This window comes from Polynucleobacter sp. MG-28-Ekke-A2 (assembly GCF_035012985.1).
Lineage (GTDB): Bacteria > Pseudomonadota > Gammaproteobacteria > Burkholderiales > Burkholderiaceae > Polynucleobacter.
In genome coordinates this window covers 101,365-126,388 of the sequence record NZ_JAYGQU010000004.1, presented here as the reverse complement: position 1 = coordinate 126,388, position 25,024 = coordinate 101,365, and the positions used below count along the sequence as shown (strand labels likewise).

Genomic DNA, 25,024 nt, shown 5'->3' with positions numbered 1-25,024 from the left:
TTTCTTTTCAGCCTAGGATGCATACAAGATAAATACGAGTCCAAAAATAGCAATAAATAGGGTTTCAATTACCAACATTAATACCGGCTGCCAACCTAGCTTTGCCAGCTCTTGGAAATTGGTTTTCAATCCAGCGGCCGCAATTGCTATGACTAACATCCAGCGTGATACTCCGCCAATTTGATGGGTGATAGTAGCCGGCAATATTTGCATTGAGGCCACAATAGAAAGCGCTACAAAACCCAATAAAAATGTTGGAATTAATCGTAGGCTACTCCAACCTAACTTATTGGTAGATTTTTGAGCGCCAAAGAAAATAGAAATCACTAAAACTACTGGGAGCAATAGAGCCACTCTAAATAACTTAACTACAGTTGCCACATCGCCCGCCTCAGGACCAAAAAGCATCCCCGCAGCAACTACCTGAGCCACATCATGAATGGTAGCGCCCAAAAAGATCCCCGCTGAAAGCGCCCCAACATTGAGCATCTGTAATGCAAAAGGATATATCACCATCGCAATCGTCGACAACACAGTGACGCCAACTACAACTAGCAAAGTAAATTGCTCATTTTCTTTTGACTTTGGTAACACCGAGGCAACTGCAAGAGCAGCAGAAGCGCCACATATGCCAACCGACCCACCCGCTATCAATCCAAAATCTGGGGATAGTTTCAAAAGTTTAGCGAGCAAAAATCCAAGGAAAACAGTTAATACAACGGCCACAATCACCATAAAACCGGTATTCAGTCCTATCGCACTAATATCAGCAAAGGTAATTCGGATGCCTAAAAATGCAACTCCCAAACGCAAAATAGTCTTTGCGCAGAAGTCAATGCCTGGCTTCACGGTCTCATTTAAATAAAGAAAATGAAGTGAAAGGCCCAATAACAACGCATATAAAAGTTGTGGCCCACCATAGTTTTCCGAGAGAAAGCTGGTGGACATAGCTATCACCAAACAGACCATTAACCCTGGTAAATTGCGCTTACTTGCGTTGTACATAAGTGCTAGACCACTAATTCGCTAAAGTATTCATGGTGTTCGGTATTCAGTGTGGAGACACGCCACTCTAAGGGCTCATCCTGAATTCCTAACGCAATCCTTCTGATAATTAAAACTGGTGAGTCTGGCTTGATATCAAGCCACTCAGCATGCTGCTTGCTTGCAAGCCCCGCTCTTAAACGTTCGCTACTACGAACTACGGTCTGTCCATATTTCATTTGATACAGCTGATAGATACTTCCCTCACGATTGATGTAATCAGCCCGTGTGAGTTTCTGAAAGCGTTTCTTATCAAGTGTGATCTGGTCAATCATCACACATTTATTTTCTAAGTAAAGGCAATTGACTAGACGCCATACTGCTGCACCTTCCTTAATTGCAAGCTTACTAGCCTCTTCTTTATTTGCAACAGCACTCGTTAAAGAAACAAGATCAACCCTGGGGTGACTCTTTTTATCGGCATTATGTTTTACAACGTGGAAAAAGTAATACAACAAACGCTTGAGATCATGCTCAGCAACATAGGTACCCCTGCCTTGGCGACGAACCACAATACCTTCAGCAACTAACTCGTCCACCGCTTTACGCAGGGTTCCTATAGATACATCTAGTTCTTTCGATAGATCCTTTTCAGCAGGCAAGGCCTGCCCCATAGGGTATCGACCCCTGACCAGATCCTCGGTGATCTTTTGCTTTACCTCTTGATAAGCGGTCAGGGACTTCATACTTTAATACTTATGCTGATTCGTATAAACGAGTTAATACGAATTCACGGTGGCCGAGAATTTCAGAAGCAGTTAATTCACCATCAGCCGTACGCACAAGGCACTCTAATAGTTTATTACCAGCATCATCCATATTCTCTTCACGACGCAAGAGTCCAGACACATCAACGTCAATGTGCTCACCCATCGTACGAACTGTTTTCGGATTAGCGCAAATCTTAATCACGGGAAGAATTGCATTACCGATCACGTTGCCTTGCCCTGTTGGGAAGAAGTGAGCAGCAAATCCAGCGGCAGCACACAAGGTCACCATTTCAGCAGCAGCTGATGAGGAATCCATAAAGTGCAAGCCTGGGATCTTAGGCTCTTCACCCTTATCTAGGACGCTATCAACGATACATTTCTTACCGATCTTCTGAATATTGCCCAAGGCTTTTTCTTCAATCGTAGTCAATCCGCCGGCAATATTGCCTTTAGTTGGCTGTGAGTCAGATAAGTCGCTTGTTTTATGGCGCTCAATAACATCCTGATAACGATCAAACATTTCGCGGAACTTTTTCTTTACTTCTGGAGTGCGGCAACGTGCTTCAACCAAATGCTCGCCACCTGTTAACTCTGTAGTCTCACCGAAAACCAAGGTAGAACCAATGCCATAGAGCTTGTCAAATGCATCACCAACGGTTGGGTTAGCACCGCAACCAGATGTTGTATCAGACTCACCGCACTTGGTAGATACCCATAATTCAGATAAAGGTGCTTTAACCCGCTTTTGCTTAGAGGCATGCTTCATCATTTTGTATGCAGCTTTGCTAGCAGAAGCAATCGTAGCTGTATCGCCATTACCCTCAATCCAGAAACCTTCAACTGGCTTACCGGAAGCTTTAATGCCATCCACTACAATTTTTGTCCATTGCGGTTCAATACCGATTACCACTACAGCGGCTACGTTTGGATTAGAACCCGTACCAATCAAGGTGCGAAAGTGTAGATCCAAGTCGGCACCAAACTGCAGGCGTCCATATGAGTGAGGAATAGCCTGAGTTCCTTTGATGTTGTTTGCCACAGCTTCGCAAGCTGCATTGGACAAATCATCTAAAGGCAAAATTAATACGTGATTACGAATTCCCATGCGGCCATTTTCACGGCGGTAACCCATGAAGCTCGCGTCTTTCAAATTAATCATCTTGTTTTCTTTCTAAATGAATGGGTGAATAAGAGTCTGGATTACCAGCGCTTAGTTTTTACGTTTTGGACATGAAGGTGCTCACCTTTTTTGATGGGAGCTACAACCTTGCCGATGTCCACGCCATACTTCATCACCGTATCGCCTGACTTAAATTCATTTAATGAGATTTTGTGACCGATTGGAATATCACTCTCAGATTTCATATTGAGCGTTAAATCTCCGTCCATCACCCAACCAATTAAATCGTCTCCAGCTTTTACGCCTTCAACAACTACTACACCTACGCCATCTCCTGGCTCATGCACGACAAAATGGATCATTATCTTCTCCTCATTAATCCCATTGATTGACTGCTAACTCCATGACTGGCGGATGCCAGCCCGAATTTCTTCTACGACTACATCAGAAACATTCACACCCTCTTTAAAGCCTGAAGCTCGCTGTTTAAAACGTCTTTGCCCTGGAACACGGGTTCCCGAATCGGATGCCATGGTTTTTAAGAGCTCTTGCATCTTCTTTACAAATACCTGACTACCTGCCAAGCCTGGATCAATAGTTAGCAAAAGTTGGCCGATACGCGGACGATTACCTTTGGCATCAAAAAAGGAATCTGCCTCGTAGGAAAAACGGCTTCCGGATAGACCAACCACTAGCAACTCAATAATTAACGCGAGCAAGGCACCTTTATCACCGCCTAAAGGAACCATCAATCCCTTGAGCCCCTCATTTGGATCAGTCGTTGGTTTGCCTTCAACAGTTAATGCCCAGCCTTCTGGAATAGATTCACCTTTTTTAGCGGCAACCAACAATTTGCCTCGAGCCACTGCGGAGAGCGACATATCAATTACTAACGGGTCACGATTAACAACCGGAAATGCTGCGGCCAATGGGTTAGTACCAAATAGCGCTTTGCTGCCACCAATCATTGGCATAGCTGCTGGTGTATTGCCAAACAGTAAAGAGATATAACCAGCGCGCGCTGCTGCTTCAGCAAAGTGTCCAGCAACCCCAAAGTGATGGCTGTTGGTAACGGCAACAAGGCCCACTCCAGTCTTAGAGGCTAAATTCACAGATAAGTCAGTAGCAAATCGTAACGCCGGAAATGCGAGACCATCACACGCATCCACCAATGCAGCAGATGCCTTATAAGGTCGCACCTTCACTTTTGGTGATAACTCAATTCGACCATTTTTAGCATGCCCAGCATACTGAGAAACACGCGCCAGTCCATGAGAAGCCAATCCGTCAAGCTCAGCTAGAGCTAGAAATTGCGCAGTCTCAAAGGCTGCTTTTTCTCCAATGCCTGCTGCCTGCAATCCAGATGAGGCTAGCTCAACCATCTTTTGATAAGACAAATTCATCTTATGCTCCTAAAAACTGATTAACTTCATCAGCAATCATTTGACTAACGCGCTCATTACTCTCATGAGTCACGCCTGCAATATGAGGGGTAAGAATGAGATTTTCAATTCCAGCAAAGTGATTTAAATCTTTTGCCGGTTCACTCTCAAACACATCAATCGCTGCTCCACCTAGACGCCCAGAGCGCAAGCGTTCTGCAAGCGCCCTCTCATCAACAATGCCACCACGCGCAGTATTAACCAGGCATGCACCGGACTTCATTTGATCGAGAATTGAAGCATTAAATAAGTTCTTTGTTTCTGGCAGAAATGGAAGGTGCAAAGTGACCGCATCACTTTTTCCAAGCAGGTCATGTAAAGAGAGCAAAGGTACTGTGAACCCATCAAGCTCAACAGATTCTCCAGATAGCATTGGGTCATAAGCAAGACACTGCAAACCAAAAGCATGTGCTTTTTTAGCCACCACTCTGCCTATGCTTCCAAAACCAACGATCCCAATAGTCTTACCCAAAAACTCATGGTAACTAGAGAAACGTGAGCGAGGCCACTCGCCATTCAAAGTTGAAATTGTTGCCGGAATAAACCCTCTAGTTAATGCAACCGCAGCACCTACAACGTACTCAGCTACAGACTCAGAATTGGCGCCTGTCGCAGGAAAAACCTTGATATTGCGTTTGGCACAAGCAGGCAATTCAATATTCTCAAGACCGACTCCGAGTCGACCCACTACCTTCAAGTGTGGCGCGCCAGCCAAAATCTCTTCATTCACCTGGGTAAGGTTGCGAACAATCAACCCCTCGATATTTTGCAGCGCAGCAATAAGGGCTGGACGGTCTTTATATAGCTCTGGCTCATAAACCAATGCATGTTTAGAACGCAGGGTTTCTAGGGCTTGACTTGTGATGAACTCGGAGATCAAAATATATGACATATCTAAATCATATAGATGATTTAGATATCTTGCAAGACCCATTTATTGTGTGGTGCGATTATGAATAAGATTGCATCAGGCAATGGCTGGAGGAGACACTAGAAATACATAAGCTTATAACTAACAAATAGAGATCGCACCATTTTTTAGATGCATATGCAGATAAGATATTGAGATCAAATTAACATCGGAGATAGTAAGCATGTTTAAGCAAGATATCAGCAAGCTAGGGAAAAAATTTCTATTAATTGCAGGCTCACTAGCACTGCTAGCCTCACCTTTGGCGAATGCGCAAAACTGGCCAACAAAACCCATAAAACTTGTCATTCCTTTTGCTGCTGGAGGTACTACCGATATACTCGGGCGCCTACTAGCTCAGCAACTGACAAAAGATCTTGGTCAAAACGTGATTGTTGAAAATAAGCCTGGCGCTGGTGGAAATATAGCGGCTGAATATGTTGCTCAGTCAGCTGCTGACGGATATACCATCATGCTTGCTTCGGGCAGCATGCTTACGGTAAATCCATCGCTCTATAAGAAATTGCCGGTTAACTATGCCAAGGACTTTGTCTACATTACCAACGTAGCAAGTGGACCCATGCTCTTATCCGTTAGCAATAAGATTCCCGTAAAGAATATCGCTGAATTCATTGCTTATGCCAAAACTAAAGATCTGAACTTTGGCTCAGCAGGTATTGGCAGCCAGGTTCATATGGCCGAGGAAAACTTTACCTACACAGCAGGAATTCCTGCTACACACGTGCCTTATAAGGGCGAATCAGCAGCACTTAATGATCTGGTTGCTGGTCAAATTGACTTTATGGTGGGCAACTTAACAGCAGCGGCAGGTTTTGCGAAGGCAGGTCAAATTAAGCCCTTAGCAGTTACCAGCTTAAAGCGCTCTAAACAATTGCCTGATGTGCCTACTGTTGCTGAGTCAGCCATACCTGGATTTGAATCTACTGGATGGTTTGGATTAGTTGCTCCAGCAAACACTCCAAAAGTGATCACCGATAAGATTTATGTAGCCACTGTTAAAGCCGTAAATTCAGAAGCATTACGAACTAGCTTAGATTTAAACGGACTCACTGCAGTAGTCAATAATCAGAAGGAATTTGAATCCCAAGTGAAAGCCGAATCAGTGGCCTGGGAGAAAGTGATTAAGGGCAGAAATATTAGTGCCCAATAAGATATTGCACCATCCCAAAAAAGCGAAGTCAAAAACTTCGCTTTTTTGTTTTAAAGCTGACGAGTCAACAGCATCGTTCCAGCAAAAATTAGAATTGATCCATAAGCGACTCTCATGGCGGCATTACTTAATTTGGCATGAACATGAGTGCCTAACCAAATTCCTAAAAAGGTTGCTGGCATTAAACAAATTGCTAAGCCAACAACAGGCCAACTCAGAATCAAACCAGTCACCAGCATCAAAGTCAGGCGCAAAAAAGTCAGCATAAATATTGCAAATGCCATGGTGGCACGCAATGCCCTGGGATCATTTATTCGCAGACCTAAGTAGGACACATAGATCGGCCCACCAGTAGCAAATAAGGCAGTAAAGGTACCGCCAAAAAATCCAAATGGCGCTGCCCACCATTTATTAATTGGCTCATGCATTTCTGAATTTCTCTGCCACAGGACCCGAGCTCCATTAATCGCAGCAAAGCAACCTAATGTGATTAATAGCGGCTCACTTGGTGCTTTGACCAACAAATAAATTCCTAGAACCATGCCAATTAGGCTAAATGGGAACAGCCATTTAAGCTCCTTGAGATTGGCATCTTGAGATGATTTTCTGCCGACATATAAGGAGGCGCAGATATCAATAATGACCATCATTGGGACCACTGTTTTTAATGGAAATATCTGAACCAGTAGTGGTACAGAAATGATTGATGACCCGAATCCTGAGATGCCAAAAATGAAATATGCAACAAAAATCACCAGCATCGCTATTCCAAACTGGATGGGGTCGATCAGATCAAAAATATTAAGCCTCGACTAAGATAGTTTGACCCGGCTTAATCATCGTAAATTGAACAGGACGATTTTCAATCTTTAACTCTTGGCAGTTGAAATTAACTGCAGTGAAATAGGAGTCTTCAAGTGATCCCGGCTCTGGAAAGTCATCCCGATAATGAGCGCCTCTAGAATTCTCCCTAGCAATAGCTGCCTCAGTGACAGCCTGACTCACCAAAATCAGGTTTTGTAAATTCATCCAATCTTGCCAAGTATTGCTATATTCCCGCTGAATGTCGCCCACACCCATTTGATTTAACTGGGCAGCCAACTGCTTTAAGGTTTGACGTGCGCGTAATAAGCAATCTTTTGTTCTCGAAATACCAACGTCATCCCACATACATTCTGCAAGCGCCTCGCGGACTGCTTCAATATCACCAGCCGCTTTTTTCAATGGTGCTTCATGCGCCTCAATACTTGCCGCGACCTCATCCATATTACAGGCGCTTAGCTGTTGAGAGGAAACCCAATGAGCCATTGCCTCCCCTGCAATTCCGCCAAATACTGTTGAATTAGCAACACCATTACCGCCCAAGCGGTTGGCGCCATGTACGCCACCTGTATCTTCACCGGCTGCAAATAGACCCGGAAGATCCGTGCTGCAATCTTTCCTGAAAACTAAGCCGCCCATCATGTAATGCGCAGTTGGGACAACCTCTACCAAATCATTTGCAAGATCAAATCCACTATCAGCGCAACGCTCAACCATACCTTTAAATTGCTTACGTACATTATCGGGGCCTAAATGGCTCATTTGAATATAAACACCACCATTCGGAGTAGCGCGCCCTGCGCGAATTTCCGAATTAATCGATCGAGAAACAATATCTCTGGTAGCGCGCTCATTACGTGGATCGTAATTGCCCATAAAGCGCTCTTGATTACCATTCAATAAATACCCACCAGCGCCACGCAAACCTTCTTCCAGCACTGTTCCCGTCATCCGAGTGCCAGGCCCCGCCAATAAACCGGTAGGATGAAACTGGACCATCTCCATATCACGCAATGTTAGGCCGGCCCGTAATGCCATGGCTAAACCATCGCAACTCTTATCGCCAGACGGTGTGTGGTACTTATACATGGTTGGACCACCCCCAGTTGCAAGCAGTACAGCCTTAGCGCGCACTAATACAAACTTACCCGTCTGCATATCAAGCATCAATACACCTGCAAGTGATTTTCCATCTTGACTATGAATCAACTCAATCGCGCGATGCTCTTCAAGTCGATTGATTCCGCGAGACCAAACTTGTTCGGCGAGACGATTGATAATCTCAATGCCCGTTAGGTCACCCTTATGAACAGTGCGGTCAAAAGTTTGACCAGCAAACGCTTTTTGATGAACTGTGCCGTCAGGATTGCGGTCAAAAAAGCAACCTAATTCATTTTCTAGTTCGTGAATACGCTCAACCGCTTTGCTAACTAGCGTCCAGGCTAGATCTTGATCGGAGAGCCATTTACCGCCCTCAATCGTATCCATAAAATGTCGCTCAACAGAATCACCTTCTGCCAGAGCCACGTTGTAACCACCCTGCACCATCCGAGTACAGCCACACTTTCCTAATAATCCTTTAACTGCAATCGTGATATTTAAACTAGGGTTCGCCTGATGTGCGTGCAAAGCCGCAAAGAGGCCGGCACCTCCTGACCCCAAAATCAAAATATCGGTATCTATTATTGGGATCGTGTTCATGAAGTAATCCCAAGACTTTTTAGCACCGCTTCTTTTTTGTTGGCAACATCACTTTTTACTTCTTGATAGATACTTCCACCATGACTATCCATTGCCACCAGCAATGGACCAAAATCCTTAATCCTGAAGCGCCATAAAGACTCTGGATTGAGATCATCCATATCCACATCTTCAATCTGCTCGATCCAGGTTGTCTCCAGGGCCGCAGTGCCACCAATAATAGCCAAGTAAACACCGCCTAACTCTTTAAATGCCTCTGCCGAGCCCTCGCGCATACCGCCTTTGCCCACAATCATGCGCACACCGTTTTGAGTCATCAATGGAAGAGTAAAGCGCTCCATACGATCCGATGTAGTCGTGCCAATGCAGATAGGCTCATATCCCGCAGGAAACTTATCACTTACCGGCACCTTACGAACATTTGGAGCTGTATGAATAACTGCATGGCCATTCAAATCAAATCGCGTTTTACGATCATGGTCAAACATATGGATCTGAGTCGCATCGCGAATGCCAAATAAAGTAGTTTGCAAAGTCACGGTATCGTTAATGCGAAGTTTGCGAATATCTTCTTCACTTACGGGTGTTGCTAGGTTGTAATGTGCCATCCGTCGTCTTCCTAGAATCCGTAGGTTACGCCAGCAGGCGTAAAAGTTGCGCGTGCTCTACGAGCTGAGTGACATTGCATATTGACTGCAACAGGATTCAAAGTAATGTGAGTATGAGCTAGCTCAACTTGCACTGCAAACGCAGTTCCATCGCCGCCGAGCCCTTGTGGACCAATTCCAAGTTGGTTAACAGCAGCACTAAGCTCTTTCTCCAGCTTGGCACCCTCTTCATCACTGCAAACACTACCTAACTCACGGGTTGCCGCTCGTTTTGCCATAGCAACGCATTGATCTGATGTGCCGCCAATGCCAACACCCACAATCGTTGGCGGGCAAGTCTTACCCCCAGCAGAGACGACACTCTCTATCACAAATGCTTTAACTCCCTTAATGCCATCTGCAGGGATCGCCATTTTTAAAAAGGAATTATTCTCCGAGCCACTTCCCTTTGGCACCATTTCAATTTCGACTGATTCTGCTTCATCAAAAAAATCAATATGAATGGCCGGCATATCAATTCCACAAGAGGTGTGATTATTTTTACGAGTAATCGGATGTACCACCGAGGATCTCAGTGGATACTCTTTAGTGGCACGCTCACAACCCTTGCGAATAGCCGCCTTTAATGCCATGCCATCAAATTGCACATTGGCACCAATCTTCACGTTATAAATCGGTAGACCCGTATCTTGGCAAAGAAGATTGTCTTCGCGCTCGGCTACAGTGATATTGGTAATCATGGTCTTCAAGACCACTTGAGCGCGCGAATCTGTCTCAGTCTTATCCAATCTATTAATGCCGGCCTTAATATCATCAGGCAAAACCTTCAGAGCGCGAATGTAGAGCTCTTTACAAGCCTCTTCCACTAAATTCATTTGTAATTGCATATCAGCCTAATCAATTAGCAAAATATAAAAATAAAAGTCCACAAGCAATAGCGAACAAGATAGAGAGCTGTATCCAACCCTTGCGTAAACCCTTCCAAGGGCCAAACTCAATCATCAGAAGACGTATTCCACCAGCCAAATGAACGGCTAGCAAAATCACAAGAACCCACTCTCCAAACTTAAATACCCAGAAATCCGTTAAAGCTAAGGATTTTTCAAAGCCCTGTGCACCTCGCAAGGATTGAGAGAGCATTAAAAAGTGTAGTGGAATAAAGCATGCCAATAACAGACCAGAAAAGCGATGGCATACATATGCGAAATAAGACAAGTGACTTTTAGCACGGTAATCCAATTTGGGCCTGGAGTTCATGACTGACCCCCTGTAAATACCCCAATGACTGCTAGAGTACCAAGAACCAAAATTAGCAAAGCCAGAATCCAAGATACGGGCCTAGCTAACCCACTGTTAGGATAAGTCTCCTGCAAAATATTCGCAACGCCGATTGGCGCATGTACAAAACAGGCAATAACAAACACTTCATAAAAAATGGCAAATAGGACGTTGCCTTGAGTGCGGCCTAATATCTCTTGAGCACTTAAGCCACCTCTAATGGCGTAAAAAATGATCAGTAAGTGAATCGCTACACAAAGTCCAAGCACCATAGCACTAATTCTTTGTGCATACCAAAGCTTTGCCTGCAGGATGCCCGTACTCATAACTTGCCCCATCTACTTCCGCGGACAGCAGCCTTTGCCACCAACTTTTTCAGGCCGGCAATGCTTGCTGTCGGCTCAATAGCCTTCGGACAACGCTCTGTGCAAGAGCCTTGTGTATGACATGCATGGCAGCCAGCATCGCCTGCTACGGCACGCATACGCTCAACTTGCTGAATATCCCTTACATCATTCGTTAGTGTCCAGGCGCGATTTAATGCAGCCGGACCCAGATAATTTGGCCTAGACTCTACAACCTCACAAGAGGCATAACAAACACCACAACCAATACATTCAATTCCTGCATTAGCTAACTGACGCTCTACAGAATTTGGTTCGACCTTAGCAAAATCATCATGGCGGGTTTGATTGCCTTTAAAGAATCCAACTGCACCTTTCCACTTATTAAAAAACTCTCGCATATCAGTTGCAAGATCTTTAATGACGGGCAAGTTATTCAAGGGGGCGATCTGTAATGAATCACCCTGAAGAATTTGAGAGACGTGCGTACGACAAGTCCAGCGAGCCACGCCATTAACAGTCATAGCGCAGGAGCCGCACATACCTACCCGACAAGCAAAGCGATAACTCAAGGTGGAATCAAGCTTCCTCTGAATATAGGTAACCACATCCAAAACCGTTTGATTTGGGTTGCGAGGCACGAGGTATTCAACAAACTCGCCCTCCTGGGAGCCGCGCCACACCCTTACTTTGAGATCAGTATTTGACATGAATCTATTATATTGACGAATAGTAAAAAATAAATCGAATTAATTTTTCTTTGAGATAAAGTATTTATTTATAATAAAACCTATGTCTAGCATCAAAACCCTCAAAAACTTCCTTTCAATCACTCGTCATAAGAGTGTTGCTGCAGCAGCCAGGGAAATTGGTCTTACTGCTGCTGCCGCTGGCCAGCAATTACAACAACTAGAAAAAGAAATTGGCCTTGAGCTATTTGATCGGACTAAGCGGTCTCTTACACTAAATGCGCACGGCAGATCTTTAATTGAGCCTATCCAAGAAATTGTGGCTCGTTACGAGACTCTTGGCTCGGATCTAAAATCAGATCTTAGCGGCACTATTGTTTTGGGAGCACTCGTATCCACCCTGATGGGCGCATTCGGTAAAACTTTAAATGAACTAAAACAGAGCTTCCCCAGCCTTGAAGTGAAATTAATTGCTGGTTTATCGAGCAACTTCCTAGATCAGGTTTTAGATGGCAGCTTGGATGCAGCAATTGTCACAGAGTCTCCATATGCATTACCGCAAAACGTCCAATGGACCGAGCTATACAAAGAGCCGATGATCTTGATTACGCCAGCATCTCTATCAAAACGCAATGCAAGCTTAGCGCAATTTGAGCCTAAGCTTCCCTTCATTCGTTTCGAAAGAAATACTTGGACAGGCCACCTTGTAGATCAAACCATTAAAGCCAATAAGCTATCCATTCAAGAGGGAATGGAGCTTAACTCTGTTGAAGCGATTATTGAATTAGTGCGACAAGGGCTTGGCTACTCAATAGTCCCAAAGCTTGCAAATATTGCCTGGGAAAATGATCGACAACTATCAATTAGAGATTTATCCGGCAAGGCTATCTACAGAAAAGTGGGCTTATTAGAGCGGAAGAAACACAGCCGGCAAAATGTTACTCAACTAATTAAGCAGCAATTTTTATCGACTCTATAGCGCTTCTCGATATAGGGCAGCAGCATCACTCAGTGTGATCTCACGTGGACTGTTTTTTAGGAGGCGGGTTTGCAACATGGCATCCCTAGCTAATTGGTCTAAGTCATTCTCCGTAATACCGACCTCGACTAAATGCTGTGGCAATCCAAGCTCCCCAGCAAGTCCACCTAGATAATCGGCCAATCCATTTGCCTGCTCGATGGTTGTTCCCTTTAGACCTGGCTTAATAATCTGCCCGAGTTCTGCGTACATAGAATGTGCAACTTCAATGTTAAAGCGAATTACGGGTGCCAACATTAAGGAGTTGGACAAGCCATGAGGCACATGAAATCTTGCCCCAATCGGATATGCCAATGCATGAACTCCTGCTACTGGCGCGTTGGTAAATGCCATACCTCCTAGACAGGCACCGAGCAACATATTTTCACGCGCAACAATATCGCTTCCAGAGTTAACGGCTTTATGAAGATTGCCTGATAGCAAACGCAGCGCCTCTTTGGCTACGCAATCAGATATGGGATTTTTTTGATGCTTAGTTGTATATGCCTCAATAGCATGAACCATCGCGTCTATTCCAGTAGCAGCTGTTACGTGGGCCGGCAAGCCAAGCGTTAACTCTGCATCCAATATCGCCAAATCTGGCAATAGATGTGGCGAGAGAACACCCTTCTTTTCACTTTCACTAACAGTTACTACAGAGCTTTGAGTTACCTCAGAACCTGTACCAGCAGTTGTAGGCACCAGAATCAAGGGCAATCTTGGTCCTTTGGCCATTCCAATACCGTATATGTCGGCAAGATTTTCAGTACCAGGACTTAACAAAGCAACAAGCTTTGCTACATCCATCGAGCTACCGCCACCAAAGCCCACAATGAAATCTGCTTTACAGTCCTGCGCCACCTTCACCGCTTGATTAATTACAAGAACCGGAGGATCCGCCTCAACATCGGAAAAAATCTGAAATGGGAGCTTTAACTCTTTAAATTGGGGCAGCGCTTTATCTAGCAAGCCCGCAGAAAGAACGCCGGGGTCCGTAACAATTAAGACAGATTTGCCGCCTCGTTCCAGAATTTTTTTTGCAAGATTGGCTGAGCCGCCTCTTTCTAAAAAAATAGAAGGCGTGGAATGAAAGACAAATTGCATACTGAGTAACCCGTGAATATTTAAAACGGTTTTAGGAGAACTTTTGCACCAGCTGTTTTTCCGGCATGTAAGTCACTAAAGGCCTGAGGCCCATTATCTAAAGACCGCTTTTCTACCCAAGACAAGTCGCCAAAGGCATTGCGAGCGAGTAAATTGACGGTGGCTTGAAGATCAACCGTGGAGTAGGTGTAGGTTCCAAGCAGTGTGATTTCAGCAAGCGTAAGCTTCCTCATATCAATTTCGCTAGCCCAATCCTGAAGACCTACATGCATCATCACACCGCCCGGCTTTACGGCAGCCAGTGCAGTGTTACGAGTAACCACAGCACCAACGCAATCCATCACAAACTCAACAGAATTCTCGGTAATTTTTTCGTCTATGGGATTGAGTGTCTTGCAGCCAACATGTTCCTCAATAGCTTTTCTGCGCAATGGGTTTACTTCGGCAACCGTTAAATCATCAACACCATAATGCTTCAAGAGCAGCGCAGAAAGCATTCCTATAGCGCCACCACCCAATATCAAAACACGACATTCTTGAATGGGTCTTTGAAGGGCTTGCATTGATAAGTTAATTGCATGAACAGCAGTGGCTGCTGGCTCAGTCAATGCAGCGGCATCCAGACTAAGACCTTCGGGTATGGCAATTAGTGAACTCGCAGGAATACTCATATATTCAGCAAAAGCTCCCGGTCTTGTCATTCCCACCATGGTACGATTGGCGCACAAATTATTTCTTCCCTGTAGACAATATTCGCAGTAGCCACAAGTAATCAATGGATTGCCTGTAACTCTCTGCCCCTTAGTGAAAAGCGAAGAGCTTGTATCAGCAATGATTCCAGCAAATTCATGCCCTAAAACTAAACCTGGTTTTCTTCTTGGGTCATGGCCATGAAAGGCATGCATATCACTACCACAAATACCTACTGACTCAATCTTGAGCACCACCTCCTCAGCATCCAGCGAAGGATAAGGACGATCTAAGATCTGCATTTCATTTGGCTGTGTATAGACCAAGGCTTTCATAATTACGATCCTTATATTGCGGTGTAACCGCCATCGAGCATGATGGTTTGCCCAGTAATGTAGGCAGAGGCATCGCTAGATAAGAAGATGGCTAAACCATGGATATCTTTCATCTCACCATTGCGACCTATCGCTGTTTTTTCTGCATGCATTTTGACTAAATCAGCATTGTTAAAGACTGGCGCTGTTAATGCCGTAGGAAAGAACCCAGGACCAATAGCATTACAAGTAATCCCGAACTTTGACCATTCCTGCGCGATAGCTCGCGTTAACTGAACGACCCCACCCTTTGCTGCACCATAGGGTGCGCTATTAGCAAAAGCGCGATAGCTCTGTAGTGACGCAATATTAATGATGCGGCCCCATTTACGAGCTTGCATTTGTGGTGCCAGAGCTTGGGTCATAAAAAATGGGGCAGCTAACTGCACATTTAATTGCTCTTGCCAGCTCTGTGGAGATACTTCTCCGTAGGGCTCTCTCAAGTTAATGCCTGCAGCGTTAACCAAGATGTCGACTTTTCCGAGATGACTTAAGACGCGCTTGGACAAATCCTCTGCTTGCTCTAAGTCGCTTAAGTTAGCAGTAAATGAGGAGGCCTTAATGTCCTGAGCGATAAGACGCTCTGCGGCTTCCTTCAAAGGAGCTTCTCTGCGGGCAGCAATAGCGACTTCAGCACCAGCCAAACCTAATGCAAGGGCAATGCCCTCACCTAAGCCACTACTACCACCGGTAATGAGGGCTGTTTTACCTTGCAGATTAAATAGTTGATGAATGATTTGACTCATACTTCTACTGGACTTCCAAGATCAAACTTCTCGTTAGGAAAGTACTTTTCTAAACGATCATCTGCAGTACGCGCATGCGCCTCCATTCCCTCTAGACGACTAATTCGAGCTGTTACTAGCGCCATTTCTTTGCTTCCCTCGCGAGTCATCTTCTGCCAAGTCAGTGTTTTCATGAACTTATGCACAGATAAACCACCTGAATATCTTGCCGCACCCTTCGTAGGCAAAACATGGTTTGGTCCACTAGTCTTATCTCCAAAGGCAACAGTAGTTTCTTCACCCAAGAATAAAGATCCATAGCATGTGAGATTGCTTAACCACCAGTCTAAGTCTTTTGCATGGACTTCAAGATGCTCGCTTGCATACTGATCCGAAATCTTAGCCAGCTCTTCTCGGGTGCTGCACACAATAACCTCGCCATAATCACGCCATGCGCAGGCAGCAGCATCTTTTGCTGTTGGCGGCAAGAGATCAATCATCTGAGGAACCAATGCCATTACTTCATTAGCCAATTTGGCTGAGGTAGTAAATAACCATGCAGGAGATTCGTGACCATGTTCAGCCTGGCCAACTAGATCACTCGCTACAATTTTTGGATCCGCCGTTTCATCTGCAATCACTGCAATTTCAGATGGTCCAGCAAATACATCAATTCCGACTTTTCCGAATAGAGAGCGCTTTGCTTCAGCCACAAACTTATTACCCGGCCCCACAACTACGTCAGCAGGTTTGCCGGTAAATAATCCATACGCCATCGAAGCAATCGCCTGAACACCACCCAATGTCATGATGACATCAGCGCCGGCGGCCTTAAATGCATAGAGTACATAAGGATGAATACCGCCACCCCTAAAAGGACTTGAGCATGCAATGATATTTTTAACGCCCGCTGCTTTTGCTGTAGCTACCGTCATATAAGCGGATGCAATGTGAGCATATCTACCAGAAGGCGCATAACAACCCACCACATTTACTGGCAACACCTTTTGACCAGCAGTAACCCCAGCATGTAAGGTGGTAGAGAAATCTTGAATACTATTTTTCTGAGCAATGGCAAAGTCATAGACTTGCTTTACAGCAAAATCAATATCTCGCTTCACTGTTGCTGGCACATCAACTAAAATGGCGTTCATAGCCTGCTCTGACATCACAATATCGCCAGACCATTTATCCAGTTTTAATGCGTAATCCTTAACAGCTGACTCACCATTTTTCTCAATATTAGCAAGCATCTCCGTCACTACCTGCTGAGCTGTAGATGTCTCAGTCTCTGGCGTTTTGGCTGCTTTCTTTAAAAAATCTATAGACATATTTCTATCCTTAGTTTTGTAAGCGCTTACAGTCTCTATCTAAAAAAAGAGGCTACCCCCATTTTTTAGATTGCTTTATCGACTACTTAGAGTTGTTTGCAAATTCGCGAAGCTTTTTATCTGCATTTACCATTTTCATGAATTCATCAGTGATGTATTCATTTGCTGGCGGCACAGTTTGTATGGCGCCAGTTGATTGCATAAAGCCAGCAATAGAGTTAAACCATCCGTCTACTTGTGATGGACCCTTAGAGCCATCCATAATCTTCAACTCAGTCGCCAAGTCATAGTTAGGACGGGTATCAAACTCTTTCTTCATTGAGGCCTCAGAAATAGTGACGCCACCTTGCTCATAGAACTTTTTCATCATCGCAATTGCTTGCGGCTTATTGGCATTCATCCACTTCCAAGCACGCAAATACACAGCTAAGAACTTAGCCACATTTTGTGGATTTTCTTTTGCATAATCAGCACGTACGATCAAGGCACCAGGAACAAAAGCACCACCATCTTTACCGCTACAAATGACCTTTGCTCCAGCCTTCTCTTCGAGCGTATAAATATTTGGCGCCCACAGGCCGCCAAAATCTGCGTTACCGGAAGACATGGCAGAAATAATTTCGCCCTGACCCATATTCTTGATAACAACATCAGTCTTAGCTAAACCATATTTCCTAAGACAAGATTGAACCGCGTAATCTCCAGTGGAGTTACCAGTCAATACAATAGTTTGTCCTTTTAATGACTGAGGATTGGCTGCGAATGCCTCTGCAGCTTTACCAGTGGCTAACAAGGCATTGCCTGCTGACTCATCATTACTCAATCCGATAGTCTTAATACCAAAGCGGACATAACCCAATACAGCAGGAACAGATCCAGTGCCACCTACATCCCATGACTTGGAGGCAGAGGCTGCAATTTGCGGAACTCCAGCGGGGAAAGTGCTAAATTCTGGCTTAAGGCCCAACTCACCCCACCAGTTCTTTTCTGTTGCCACAAAGAATGGAAGTGCCCAATACAAAGCAGGCTGATAGCTCACCTTAATCTCGATTAATGCAGGCTTTGCTTGTGCGTAGACATTACCAACGCTTGCTGCTGCGAGTAACGTTCCCCCCAAAATACTTGCTAATGATTTCTTAAATTGCATTTTTATCTCCTTCAGATATTACAAAAGTGAATCAATGATCAACACCCAGGTTTTGCTCGCGCAACAACTTCCAAATCTGACTACGTAACTGCACAAAAGAACTTAAATCCATTACATCCTCAATACGACTATGAGTATCCCAACCTTCTTTTTCACGAATGGGCTTAATCTCGATCACATCTCGAATCAGACCGGGCCTCCTGGACATCACCACGACACGATCTGCGAGAAACACCGCCTCTTCAACAGCGTGGGTAATAAATAAGACGGTTTTAGGATTCTTGCGGGCAAGCCTTACAAGCTCTTCCTGCATAACCACTCGAGTTTGGGCATCCAAAGCGCCGAATGGCTCATCCATCAAAAGTACTTCCGGCTCTAGGACGTATGCACGCGCAATAGCTACGCGCTGCTGCATACCACCAGATAATTGATGAGGATAGGCCTGCTCATATCCATCTAGTCCCATCAGTGAAATTAAGCGGGCGGTTTTATCTCGTTTTTCGGCCGAACTCATACTCATGGATTTAAGGCCAAACTCAATATTTTCCTGAACTGTTTTCCATGGAAATAAAGCGAATTGCTGGAATACCACTGCACGGTCTGGTCCAGGCCCTTTTACCTCTTTACCGCCAACAAGTACCCGCCCTTTACTAGGCATTTCAAGGCCAGCTACCATGCGTAAGCAAGTAGTCTTTCCGCAACCAGATGGGCCAACGATCGCAACAAACTCTTTGTCTTTAACAGTTAAGTCAACACCGCCAACGGCCAAAAACTCTTTGCCGCTTTGTTTAAAGCTGCGCTCTACTGAATCGAAAACAATATCTGCCATAAATCAAATTTCTCTATAGTGAATAGCGAACTTTTCAGCTTGCCTTAAAAGCACATCAATCAATAAACCAATGAGACCAATTGCAATCATGCCGCTCATCACAATATCGGTCTGAATACTCGCCTGGCCTTTAACCATCATGTATCCAACACCACTAGATGCAACAATGAGTTCAGCGCCAACTAAGGATTGCCAACCTAATCCAGCAGATATCCGCAGGCCGGCAATGATTGATGGGATGGCCGCTGGAAATAAGACTTCGGTCATCAAACGCAACCTACCTGCCCCAAGCATTCTGGCTGCTTCAAGATATTTTTTATCTACGTGAATTGCTCCGCGATAGGTATTGATTAAGACCGGAGGAAATGCCCCCATAAAAATCACCAAAACCGGACCACCGATACCAGTTCCAAACCAGAGGGCAGCAAATGGAACCCAAGCGATTGGCGCAACAAAGCGAATACTTTCAAAAAATGGTGTGATTAGTTGATTGGCACACTTAGATAAAGCCATTAATAATCCTAATGGCACTCCAATCACCACTGCCAATAGGAATCCATATAAAAAGCGCTGAAAACTTGATGCAATATGAGCCAATAAGGTGTAACCAGAGAATGGCTCGTTGAGCAGGTAAACAAACCTCTGCAAAACCTCATGAGGCGCCGGAAGAAACTGCTTTGGAACGACCCCCAGCAGCACCGAGATATACCAAACCCCAAAAAAACTAGTAATGCCTAGTCCCGTCCACAATAAAAACTCACCTTGATTTAAGCGTTCTTGACGTGCCATTACGCTCTCCAAGGTGTGGCATAGCGCTCAGCCTTAGCCAATATCTGAGTCATCAACCAACCAGAAACTGCTACGCTAATCATACCCACCATAATCATTGCCGGATTAATGTCTTGAGCCGCTTGATTTAGGATCGATCCCAAACCTAAAGTTGCGCCAACTAATTCCGCCGCAACTAAAGTGGTCCAGGATGCCTGAAGTGATAGACGTAAGCCAGTAAAAATAAACGGCAATGCGCCAGGAATTAACACTTCGTAATAGTAAGCAAAACGACTAATACCCAACATTGCAGCGGCTTCGCGCTGCGGCACCTCTATTGATCTAACACCAGTGAAGCTATTAATCACTGCTGGCACAAAGGCTGCTACATAAATCACCATCACCTTAGCGGAATTACCAAGCCCTAGCCAAACAATAGCCAAAGGAATCCATGCCAAAGGGGGTATTGGCCTCAAGGTTAAAAATATTGGATTTACAAAAGCTTCAATTTTCTTATTCGCCCCCATCAGAATCCCAAGCAGGATTCCCAATGAGGAAGAGACCAAAAATCCGGAGGTAACTAAAATAACGCTTTGTAAGACATGTTGATGAAGTTTGCCATTGCCGTAACCCTGTAAGGCAATAATTCTGAAAGAATTCCAGGTTTCTGTGGGCGATGGAAATCTAGCAATTGAGATTGTGCCTGTCCACTCTGTCAGCCCAAACCAAGCGAGTAGCAGAATCGCACAGAACAAAAAGAAGGATAAAAGCTTGCTAAAAATTTCCAATTCCTCATAAAATAAATAAAATGTAAGCGCTTTCATTCTAACCATAAATTACTTGCAAAATTAACACCACCAACTGAAATTGACTAGGGCTTTCCCTTAGGTTTTGATGAAAAATAAAATTGGCTCTATCACCATAGTTCATGTAGCGGCTGCAGCAAAAGTTTCTACCGCAACCGTCTCCAGAGCCTTAAATAATCCAGATGCAGTTAGCGCCGAGCTAAAAGAAAAAATTAGTGGTGTTATTAAAAAATTGGGGTACATACCGAATGCTGGGGCTCGCGCATTGATGCTTAAGCGCTCTGGGACTATTGGCGCAATTGTTCCCACTCTTGACAATGCAATTTTTGCACAAGGGCTTGCAGAGTTTCAACGTCAACTAAATCAATCTGGGCACCAACTTTTAGTAGCAAGCAGTAACTACGATCCCGAGATCGAAGCAAACCAAATAACCAACCTACTGACTCGAGGCGTTGAAGGTATTGCCCTCTTTGGCGTTAGCCAGCGGCGCGAAGCATTAAAACTTCTGAAAACTCGCAATATTCCATATATACACGTGGGCTCATTATCCACACCCTATAACGGGTACGCCTCCGGCTTTGATAATCGAGAGGCAATCAAGCCCGGGGTTCAGCACCTACTCTCTCTTGGACATAAACATTTTGGGATATTGGCAGGCATCACTACGTACAATGATCGTGCTAGAGACCGGGTTGATGGAGTTATTGAGCTTTTGACTGAGAAGAAAATTCAGATCAAAAGCGATGTGATAGTGGAGTGTGCTTATGGTTTACATGAGGCGCGTCTCGGATTAAAAAAATTGCTCCTCAACAATCCCAAAATCACTGCAATTATTTGCGGTCAAGACGTTTTAGCTCTGGGCGCGTTGCTTGAGGCTAAAAAGCAAGGGCTGAGAATTCCAAAGGACTTATCAATCATTGGATTTGATGACTTAGAAATTTCTCAACACATCACACCCAGTCTGAGCACTATCCACATAGATGCTATAGGTATGTGGGCGCAAGCGGCCAATCACCTCATTTCCCAAATTAAAGGTGTGGATAACCTTCCCAGAAAAATCAAAACAAGTGTTAATTTGGTTATTCGTGAATCTAGCTCGTCACCACCAAAACTCTAAGCGCGCCCCAAAAGAAAAAGCCACCCCGAAGGATGGCTTAAAATATTTTTTTGGAGGTACTATCTAAAGAATGAACTACAGCTTCATATTAGTCCCGCCAGAGTTCACTCTTTAAGTGGTTTGCATGATTGGATGCATTAGTGCATGATTTTGGTGCATTAATGATTTTCTTTGGCGTGATTGATTGAATATTTAGGGATTTCAATCACTAAATCTTGTTTAGCAACAATGGCTTGACAAGATAAACGGGACTGCGGGTTTAGCCCCCATGCACGATCAAGCATGTCTTCCTCATTCTCATCGGGAGGATTAAGGCTGTTAAAGCCCTCTTTAACGATCACATGGCAAGTAGTGCAAGCGCACACCATATCGCAAGCATGTTCAATGGGAATGTCATTCTCTAACAAGGCTTCACAAATCGAAGTGCCTGGGGCAACCTCAACAACTGCACCCTCAGGACAATACTCACTATGCGGTAGTACAACGATTTGAGTCATGATTCTTTTCTATTGGTATTCGGTTTGTATTTTATTTACTTAAATTTCAGCAACATTCTTGCCAGATAAAGCCTTCTGAATACTAGCGTTCATGCGTTTTTGTGCGAAGTCATCAGTCGCCTTGGCGGCATGATCAACGGCCTTGCGAACAATAGCGCTATCAGTTTCTTCATTTAAGATCTTTTGTAGGATTGCCATCTCTTGATCAACCTCTTTCTGCTCTGCCGAACTCAGTAAAGAGCGATCACTTGCTAGCGCCGTTTGCACTGCATCTAATAAGCGCTGCGCATTTACCTGCTCTTCACGCAATGATCTCGAAAGCAAATCCTCTTTAGCAGATGCAAAACCGTCTTGCAGCATGCGAGTAATTTCTGCATCAGTTAGGCCATAAGAGGGCTTGATATCAATGGATGCTTTTACGCCAGAGCCTTGCTCTACCGCGCTTACAGACAATAAACCATCGGCATCCACCTGAAAGGTGACCCGGATACGGGCTGCGCCTGCAGCCATTGCCGGTATGCCGCGTAATTCAAACCTACCTAATGAGCGACAGTCTTGCGCAAGTTCGCGCTCGCCCTGCACCACCGCAATAGCTAAGGCAGTCTGTCCATCTTTAAAGGTCGTGAAGTCTTGCGCTCTAGCTACCGGTATAGGTGTATTGCGTGGAATGATTTTTTCTACCAAACCGCCCATGGTTTCAATACCAAGCGATAACGGAATAACATCCAATAGGAGCCACTCATCATCTTTGCTTTGATTGCCAGCTAATAAGTCAGCTTGCATCGCCGCACCCAATGCAACTACTTGATCGGGGTTCAGATTGTTCAATGGCTGGGTGCCAAAGAGTTCGCCAACAGCGCGTTGTACATTTGGCATACGGGTTGAGCCGCCCACCATTACTACACCTTTAACATCTTCAGCTTTAAGACCAGCATCACGCAAAGCTTTTTTACACGCTATCAAAGTCTTGGTTACTAGATTTTGGGTTATCTCAAAGAGCTGCGCCTGACTAACGCCAACATTAACTACCGTACCATCTGCCAGCGTCTCGTGAACGCGCGCCAGAGGGTTGTGGCTTAGTAGCTCTTTGGCATGCTTACAGGCCTGTAGCAGCGTACGATGATCATGAATGGATAAAGGGGGAAGCTTGGCCTGCTCAATTACCCAGCAGTACAAGCGGTGGTCAAAGTCATCACCACCTAAAGCAGAATCACCGCCTGTAGAGAGCACCTCAAAGACACCGCGACTCATGCGCAGTATCGAGATATCAAATGTTCCGCCACCTAAGTCATAAACTGCATAGACGCCTTCAGAGGCATTATCTAATCCATAGGCAATCGCAGCAGCAGTCGGCTCATTCAATAAACGGAGAACTTCGATGCCAGCTAACTTAGCAGCATCTTTGGTTGCTTGACGCTGTGCATCATCAAAGTAAGCAGGGACTGTAATCACAGCGCCAACAATCTCATCAGATACAGAATCTTCCGCTAATTGACGCAAGCGCGCCAAGATTTCTGCCGAGACTTCAATTGGACTCTTATCCCCAGCAACTGTTCTGAGTTTAAGCATGCCCGGTTGATCAACAAAGTCGTATGGGGCGCTTTCAATATTCTCGACATCCAACAAGCCGCGACCCATGAAACGCTTCACTGAAACAATGGTGTTTTTTGGGTCAATGACCACGCTCTCAAGCGCTTCAAAGCCAGCTTGAGTTCTACCATTAGGCAAATAACGAATAACGGATGGAAGTAGCTCGCGCCCCTGCGCATCTGGTAACACCTTAGGCAAGGCATCACGCACAATGGCTACTAAAGAATTAGTGGTCCCCAAATCAATGCCCACAGCAATACGGCGCTGATGGGGCGCGAGTGATTTACCGGGTTCAGAGATTTGTAATAAGGCCATAGGAGATAGAGTTTAGCTTGAGTGGGGACTAGATTAAGGCTGCGATGGCATCATCAAGCTCAACCGCAAACTTATCAATGAAGAGCAAGCCACGAAGTAGCTCCGCGGCACGTACATAGTTTTTGGCGGCATCAATGGCTTGGGCGATTTCTGCAAGCGTATCTTGTTTTGATTGCTCTACTTCAGCCATCAAGACTTCAAGTGCAGGCAAGTCTTCCGCTTGTTCATCTAAATTCTCACGCCATTCCATTTGCTTCATCAGAAAAGCAGCAGGCATGGCAGTATTGGTTTCTAACTTGGCATCAACACCATGAAGCTGGCAAATATAGAGGCCGCGTTGGATGGGGTTCTTTAGTGTTTGAACAGCAGTATTAGCAAGGGTAGCCATCTGCATAGCAAGGCGTTGCTCTGCATCGCTACCACGCGCATGGCGATCAGGATGCACTTCTTTCTGAATGGCCAGGTATGCCTGATCTAGAGCAGGCAAATCGATTTTGAATTGCTGATTTAATCCAAAGAAGTTGAAGTAATCGTCAGACGCGGAAGGATTCGCCACAACCACACTCATCTTTTACGTTTGGATTTTGAAACTTGAATCCCTCGTTCAAACCCTCGCGCACAAAGTCTAGCTCCGTACCATCCAAGTAAGCCAAGCTTTTTGGATCTACAAATACCTTAATGCCATTGGACTCAAATACCTGATCTTCAGCAGCAGGCTCATCTACATACTCAAGCTGATATGCCAAGCCAGAGCAACCTGTTGTGCGAACGCCCAAGCGTAAGCCACAACCCTTGCCGCGTTTCTCAAGATTGCGGTTTACGTGTGCAGCTGCTTTGTCAGTTAGGGTAATTGCCATAGTTATGCCTGCTTATT

Annotated in this window: 28 protein-coding genes; 3 read left to right on the top strand and 25 right to left on the bottom strand. The window is 44.9% G+C overall.

Features of this window, described 5'->3' with window-relative positions; all coding sequences use genetic code 11:
- Positions 1-12 precede the first annotated feature (12 nt).
- Genes VC188_RS04540 through VC188_RS04515 form a run of 6 tightly spaced genes read right to left on the bottom strand, consistent with a single transcriptional unit; the run spans position 13 to position 5,208 of the window.
- Complete coding sequence (locus tag VC188_RS04540; RefSeq protein WP_323483175.1) at positions 13-969, bottom strand: YeiH family protein; 957 nt, start codon at positions 967-969, stop codon at positions 13-15.
- Positions 970-1,010: 41 nt separating this feature from the next.
- Positions 1,011-1,730, bottom strand: a complete 720-nt coding sequence (locus tag VC188_RS04535; protein ID WP_215321664.1) for a GntR family transcriptional regulator — start codon at positions 1,728-1,730, stop codon at positions 1,011-1,013.
- Positions 1,731-1,740: 10 nt separating this feature from the next.
- On the bottom strand, positions 1,741-2,913 hold the full coding sequence (locus tag VC188_RS04530) for a UxaA family hydrolase (protein ID WP_323483168.1): 1,173 nt from the start codon (positions 2,911-2,913) through the stop codon (positions 1,741-1,743).
- 41 nt (positions 2,914-2,954) lie between these two features.
- Complete coding sequence (locus VC188_RS04525; protein ID WP_215321663.1) at positions 2,955-3,236, bottom strand: flagellar biosynthesis protein FlgA; 282 nt, start codon at positions 3,234-3,236, stop codon at positions 2,955-2,957.
- A gap of 33 nt (positions 3,237-3,269) precedes the next feature.
- Positions 3,270-4,277, bottom strand: a complete 1,008-nt coding sequence (locus VC188_RS04520) for an Ldh family oxidoreductase (protein ID WP_323483167.1) — start codon at positions 4,275-4,277, stop codon at positions 3,270-3,272.
- 1 nt (position 4,278) lies between these two features.
- The gene (locus tag VC188_RS04515) at positions 4,279-5,208 is read right to left on the bottom strand and encodes a hydroxyacid dehydrogenase (RefSeq protein ID WP_323483166.1); all 930 of its coding nucleotides are present in this window, start codon (positions 5,206-5,208) and stop codon (positions 4,279-4,281) included.
- Between the two features lie 202 nt (positions 5,209-5,410).
- Here VC188_RS04515 and VC188_RS04510 point away from each other — a divergent pair, with 202 nt between their 5' ends.
- Positions 5,411-6,397, top strand: coding sequence for a tripartite tricarboxylate transporter substrate binding protein (locus VC188_RS04510; protein ID WP_323483165.1), 987 nt, complete (start codon positions 5,411-5,413; stop codon positions 6,395-6,397).
- Positions 6,398-6,447: 50 nt separating this feature from the next.
- Here VC188_RS04510 and VC188_RS04505 read toward each other — a convergent pair whose 3' ends face one another.
- The 7 genes from VC188_RS04505 to VC188_RS04475 are packed head-to-tail and all read right to left on the bottom strand — an operon-like array spanning position 6,448 to position 11,860.
- On the bottom strand, positions 6,448-7,158 hold the full coding sequence (locus VC188_RS04505; protein ID WP_323483164.1) for a sulfite exporter TauE/SafE family protein: 711 nt from the start codon (positions 7,156-7,158) through the stop codon (positions 6,448-6,450).
- 40 nt (positions 7,159-7,198) lie between these two features.
- A complete protein-coding gene (locus VC188_RS04500) occupies positions 7,199-8,920 on the bottom strand; it encodes an L-aspartate oxidase (RefSeq protein ID WP_323483163.1) in 1,722 nt (573 codons plus the stop codon).
- Complete coding sequence (locus tag VC188_RS04495) at positions 8,917-9,528, bottom strand: fumarate hydratase C-terminal domain-containing protein (RefSeq protein WP_216190994.1); 612 nt, start codon at positions 9,526-9,528, stop codon at positions 8,917-8,919. Before VC188_RS04495 ends, VC188_RS04500 begins: the two co-directional genes overlap by 4 nt.
- Positions 9,529-9,539: 11 nt before the next feature.
- Positions 9,540-10,415 (bottom strand): fumarate hydratase, encoded by an 876-nt coding sequence (locus tag VC188_RS04490; RefSeq protein ID WP_323483162.1) that lies wholly within the window; start codon positions 10,413-10,415, stop codon positions 9,540-9,542.
- 10 nt (positions 10,416-10,425) lie between these two features.
- Positions 10,426-10,785: a succinate dehydrogenase, cytochrome b556 subunit gene (gene sdhC / locus VC188_RS04485; protein ID WP_216190992.1), complete on the bottom strand. Its 360-nt coding sequence runs from the start codon at positions 10,783-10,785 to the stop codon at positions 10,426-10,428.
- Positions 10,782-11,132: a succinate dehydrogenase gene (locus VC188_RS04480; RefSeq protein WP_216190991.1), complete on the bottom strand. Its 351-nt coding sequence runs from the start codon at positions 11,130-11,132 to the stop codon at positions 10,782-10,784. Before VC188_RS04480 ends, sdhC begins: the two co-directional genes overlap by 4 nt.
- Positions 11,129-11,860, bottom strand: a complete 732-nt coding sequence (locus VC188_RS04475; RefSeq protein ID WP_323483161.1) for a succinate dehydrogenase/fumarate reductase iron-sulfur subunit — start codon at positions 11,858-11,860, stop codon at positions 11,129-11,131. Before VC188_RS04475 ends, VC188_RS04480 begins: the two co-directional genes overlap by 4 nt.
- An 82-nt stretch (positions 11,861-11,942) precedes the next feature.
- Between VC188_RS04475 and VC188_RS04470 the strand changes: the two genes are divergently transcribed.
- On the top strand, positions 11,943-12,818 hold the full coding sequence (locus VC188_RS04470; RefSeq protein WP_216265153.1) for a LysR family transcriptional regulator: 876 nt from the start codon (positions 11,943-11,945) through the stop codon (positions 12,816-12,818).
- On the opposite strand, the gene VC188_RS04465 is transcribed toward VC188_RS04470, so the two are convergent.
- From VC188_RS04465 to VC188_RS04430, 8 genes are all read right to left on the bottom strand, one after another.
- Positions 12,813-13,961, bottom strand: coding sequence for an iron-containing alcohol dehydrogenase (locus VC188_RS04465; RefSeq protein ID WP_216265154.1), 1,149 nt, complete (start codon positions 13,959-13,961; stop codon positions 12,813-12,815). The genes VC188_RS04470 and VC188_RS04465 overlap by 6 nt on opposite strands.
- 20 nt (positions 13,962-13,981) lie before the next feature.
- Positions 13,982-14,986, bottom strand: a complete 1,005-nt coding sequence (locus VC188_RS04460; protein ID WP_323483160.1) for a galactitol-1-phosphate 5-dehydrogenase — start codon at positions 14,984-14,986, stop codon at positions 13,982-13,984.
- An 11-nt stretch (positions 14,987-14,997) separates the two neighbouring features.
- On the bottom strand, positions 14,998-15,771 hold the full coding sequence (locus VC188_RS04455; protein ID WP_323483159.1) for an SDR family NAD(P)-dependent oxidoreductase: 774 nt from the start codon (positions 15,769-15,771) through the stop codon (positions 14,998-15,000).
- Complete coding sequence (gene hisD / locus VC188_RS04450) at positions 15,768-17,081, bottom strand: histidinol dehydrogenase (protein WP_323483158.1); 1,314 nt, start codon at positions 17,079-17,081, stop codon at positions 15,768-15,770. The genes VC188_RS04455 and hisD overlap by 4 nt, the downstream gene beginning before the upstream one ends.
- 82 nt (positions 17,082-17,163) lie before the next feature.
- The gene (locus VC188_RS04445; protein ID WP_216265158.1) at positions 17,164-18,228 is read right to left on the bottom strand and encodes an ABC transporter substrate-binding protein; all 1,065 of its coding nucleotides are present in this window, start codon (positions 18,226-18,228) and stop codon (positions 17,164-17,166) included.
- Positions 18,229-18,259: 31 nt separating this feature from the next.
- Positions 18,260-19,057, bottom strand: coding sequence for an ABC transporter ATP-binding protein (locus VC188_RS04440; protein WP_216265159.1), 798 nt, complete (start codon positions 19,055-19,057; stop codon positions 18,260-18,262).
- A gap of 3 nt (positions 19,058-19,060) precedes the next feature.
- The gene (locus tag VC188_RS04435) at positions 19,061-19,846 is read right to left on the bottom strand and encodes an ABC transporter permease (protein WP_323483157.1); all 786 of its coding nucleotides are present in this window, start codon (positions 19,844-19,846) and stop codon (positions 19,061-19,063) included.
- Positions 19,846-20,613 carry an ABC transporter permease gene (locus VC188_RS04430; protein WP_255558718.1) on the bottom strand — a complete coding sequence of 256 codons (768 nt, stop codon included), beginning with the start codon at positions 20,611-20,613 and terminating at the stop codon, positions 19,846-19,848. The genes VC188_RS04435 and VC188_RS04430 overlap by 1 nt, the downstream gene beginning before the upstream one ends.
- Positions 20,614-20,719: 106 nt before the next feature.
- Between VC188_RS04430 and VC188_RS04425 the strand changes: the two genes are divergently transcribed.
- On the top strand, positions 20,720-21,748 hold the full coding sequence (locus VC188_RS04425) for a LacI family DNA-binding transcriptional regulator (protein ID WP_215321642.1): 1,029 nt from the start codon (positions 20,720-20,722) through the stop codon (positions 21,746-21,748).
- Between the two features lie 158 nt (positions 21,749-21,906).
- Here VC188_RS04425 and fdx read toward each other — a convergent pair whose 3' ends face one another.
- Genes fdx through iscA form a run of 4 tightly spaced genes read right to left on the bottom strand, consistent with a single transcriptional unit; the run spans position 21,907 to position 25,007 of the window.
- Positions 21,907-22,245: an ISC system 2Fe-2S type ferredoxin gene (gene fdx, locus VC188_RS04420; RefSeq protein ID WP_215275308.1), complete on the bottom strand. Its 339-nt coding sequence runs from the start codon at positions 22,243-22,245 to the stop codon at positions 21,907-21,909.
- 39 nt (positions 22,246-22,284) lie between these two features.
- Positions 22,285-24,150 (bottom strand): Fe-S protein assembly chaperone HscA, encoded by a 1,866-nt coding sequence (gene hscA / locus VC188_RS04415; RefSeq protein WP_216190987.1) that lies wholly within the window; start codon positions 24,148-24,150, stop codon positions 22,285-22,287.
- Between the two features lie 28 nt (positions 24,151-24,178).
- Positions 24,179-24,706, bottom strand: coding sequence for a Fe-S protein assembly co-chaperone HscB (gene hscB, locus VC188_RS04410; RefSeq protein WP_416350488.1), 528 nt, complete (start codon positions 24,704-24,706; stop codon positions 24,179-24,181).
- Positions 24,684-25,007, bottom strand: coding sequence for an iron-sulfur cluster assembly protein IscA (iscA, locus tag VC188_RS04405; RefSeq protein WP_012357505.1), 324 nt, complete (start codon positions 25,005-25,007; stop codon positions 24,684-24,686). Before iscA ends, hscB begins: the two co-directional genes overlap by 23 nt.
- Between the last annotated feature and the right edge of the window lie 17 nt (positions 25,008-25,024).

What these genes read in the sequence shown, in the direction of transcription:
- hscA (WP_216190987.1), bottom strand. Translation starts at nt 24,150, where the DNA reads ATGGCCTTATTACAAATCTCTGAACCCGGTAAATCACTCGCGCCCCAT.
- VC188_RS04480 (WP_216190991.1), bottom strand. Translation starts at nt 11,132, where the DNA reads ATGAGTACGGGCATCCTGCAGGCAAAGCTTTGGTATGCACAAAGAATT.
- VC188_RS04530 (WP_323483168.1), bottom strand. Translation starts at nt 2,913, where the DNA reads ATGATTAATTTGAAAGACGCGAGCTTCATGGGTTACCGCCGTGAAAAT.
- VC188_RS04465 (WP_216265154.1), bottom strand. Translation starts at nt 13,961, where the DNA reads ATGCAATTTGTCTTTCATTCCACGCCTTCTATTTTTTTAGAAAGAGGC.
- VC188_RS04470 (WP_216265153.1), top strand. Translation starts at nt 11,943, where the DNA reads ATGTCTAGCATCAAAACCCTCAAAAACTTCCTTTCAATCACTCGTCAT.
- VC188_RS04425 (WP_215321642.1), top strand. Translation starts at nt 20,720, where the DNA reads ATGAAAAATAAAATTGGCTCTATCACCATAGTTCATGTAGCGGCTGCA.
- VC188_RS04435 (WP_323483157.1), bottom strand. Translation starts at nt 19,846, where the DNA reads ATGGCACGTCAAGAACGCTTAAATCAAGGTGAGTTTTTATTGTGGACG.
- sdhC (WP_216190992.1), bottom strand. Translation starts at nt 10,785, where the DNA reads ATGAACTCCAGGCCCAAATTGGATTACCGTGCTAAAAGTCACTTGTCT.
- VC188_RS04540 (WP_323483175.1), bottom strand. Translation starts at nt 969, where the DNA reads ATGGTCTGTTTGGTGATAGCTATGTCCACCAGCTTTCTCTCGGAAAAC.
- VC188_RS04445 (WP_216265158.1), bottom strand. Translation starts at nt 18,228, where the DNA reads ATGCAATTTAAGAAATCATTAGCAAGTATTTTGGGGGGAACGTTACTC.
- VC188_RS04460 (WP_323483160.1), bottom strand. Translation starts at nt 14,986, where the DNA reads ATGAAAGCCTTGGTCTATACACAGCCAAATGAAATGCAGATCTTAGAT.
- VC188_RS04455 (WP_323483159.1), bottom strand. Translation starts at nt 15,771, where the DNA reads ATGAGTCAAATCATTCATCAACTATTTAATCTGCAAGGTAAAACAGCC.
- VC188_RS04535 (WP_215321664.1), bottom strand. Translation starts at nt 1,730, where the DNA reads ATGAAGTCCCTGACCGCTTATCAAGAGGTAAAGCAAAAGATCACCGAG.
- VC188_RS04525 (WP_215321663.1), bottom strand. Translation starts at nt 3,236, where the DNA reads ATGATCCATTTTGTCGTGCATGAGCCAGGAGATGGCGTAGGTGTAGTA.
- VC188_RS04495 (WP_216190994.1), bottom strand. Translation starts at nt 9,528, where the DNA reads ATGGCACATTACAACCTAGCAACACCCGTAAGTGAAGAAGATATTCGC.
- fdx (WP_215275308.1), bottom strand. Translation starts at nt 22,245, where the DNA reads ATGACTCAAATCGTTGTACTACCGCATAGTGAGTATTGTCCTGAGGGT.
- VC188_RS04475 (WP_323483161.1), bottom strand. Translation starts at nt 11,860, where the DNA reads ATGTCAAATACTGATCTCAAAGTAAGGGTGTGGCGCGGCTCCCAGGAG.
- VC188_RS04515 (WP_323483166.1), bottom strand. Translation starts at nt 5,208, where the DNA reads ATGTCATATATTTTGATCTCCGAGTTCATCACAAGTCAAGCCCTAGAA.
- VC188_RS04510 (WP_323483165.1), top strand. Translation starts at nt 5,411, where the DNA reads ATGTTTAAGCAAGATATCAGCAAGCTAGGGAAAAAATTTCTATTAATT.
- VC188_RS04440 (WP_216265159.1), bottom strand. Translation starts at nt 19,057, where the DNA reads ATGGCAGATATTGTTTTCGATTCAGTAGAGCGCAGCTTTAAACAAAGC.
- VC188_RS04500 (WP_323483163.1), bottom strand. Translation starts at nt 8,920, where the DNA reads ATGAACACGATCCCAATAATAGATACCGATATTTTGATTTTGGGGTCA.
- VC188_RS04505 (WP_323483164.1), bottom strand. Translation starts at nt 7,158, where the DNA reads ATGCTGGTGATTTTTGTTGCATATTTCATTTTTGGCATCTCAGGATTC.
- VC188_RS04490 (WP_323483162.1), bottom strand. Translation starts at nt 10,415, where the DNA reads ATGCAATTACAAATGAATTTAGTGGAAGAGGCTTGTAAAGAGCTCTAC.
- iscA (WP_012357505.1), bottom strand. Translation starts at nt 25,007, where the DNA reads ATGGCAATTACCCTAACTGACAAAGCAGCTGCACACGTAAACCGCAAT.
- VC188_RS04520 (WP_323483167.1), bottom strand. Translation starts at nt 4,277, where the DNA reads ATGAATTTGTCTTATCAAAAGATGGTTGAGCTAGCCTCATCTGGATTG.
- hisD (WP_323483158.1), bottom strand. Translation starts at nt 17,081, where the DNA reads ATGTCTATAGATTTTTTAAAGAAAGCAGCCAAAACGCCAGAGACTGAG.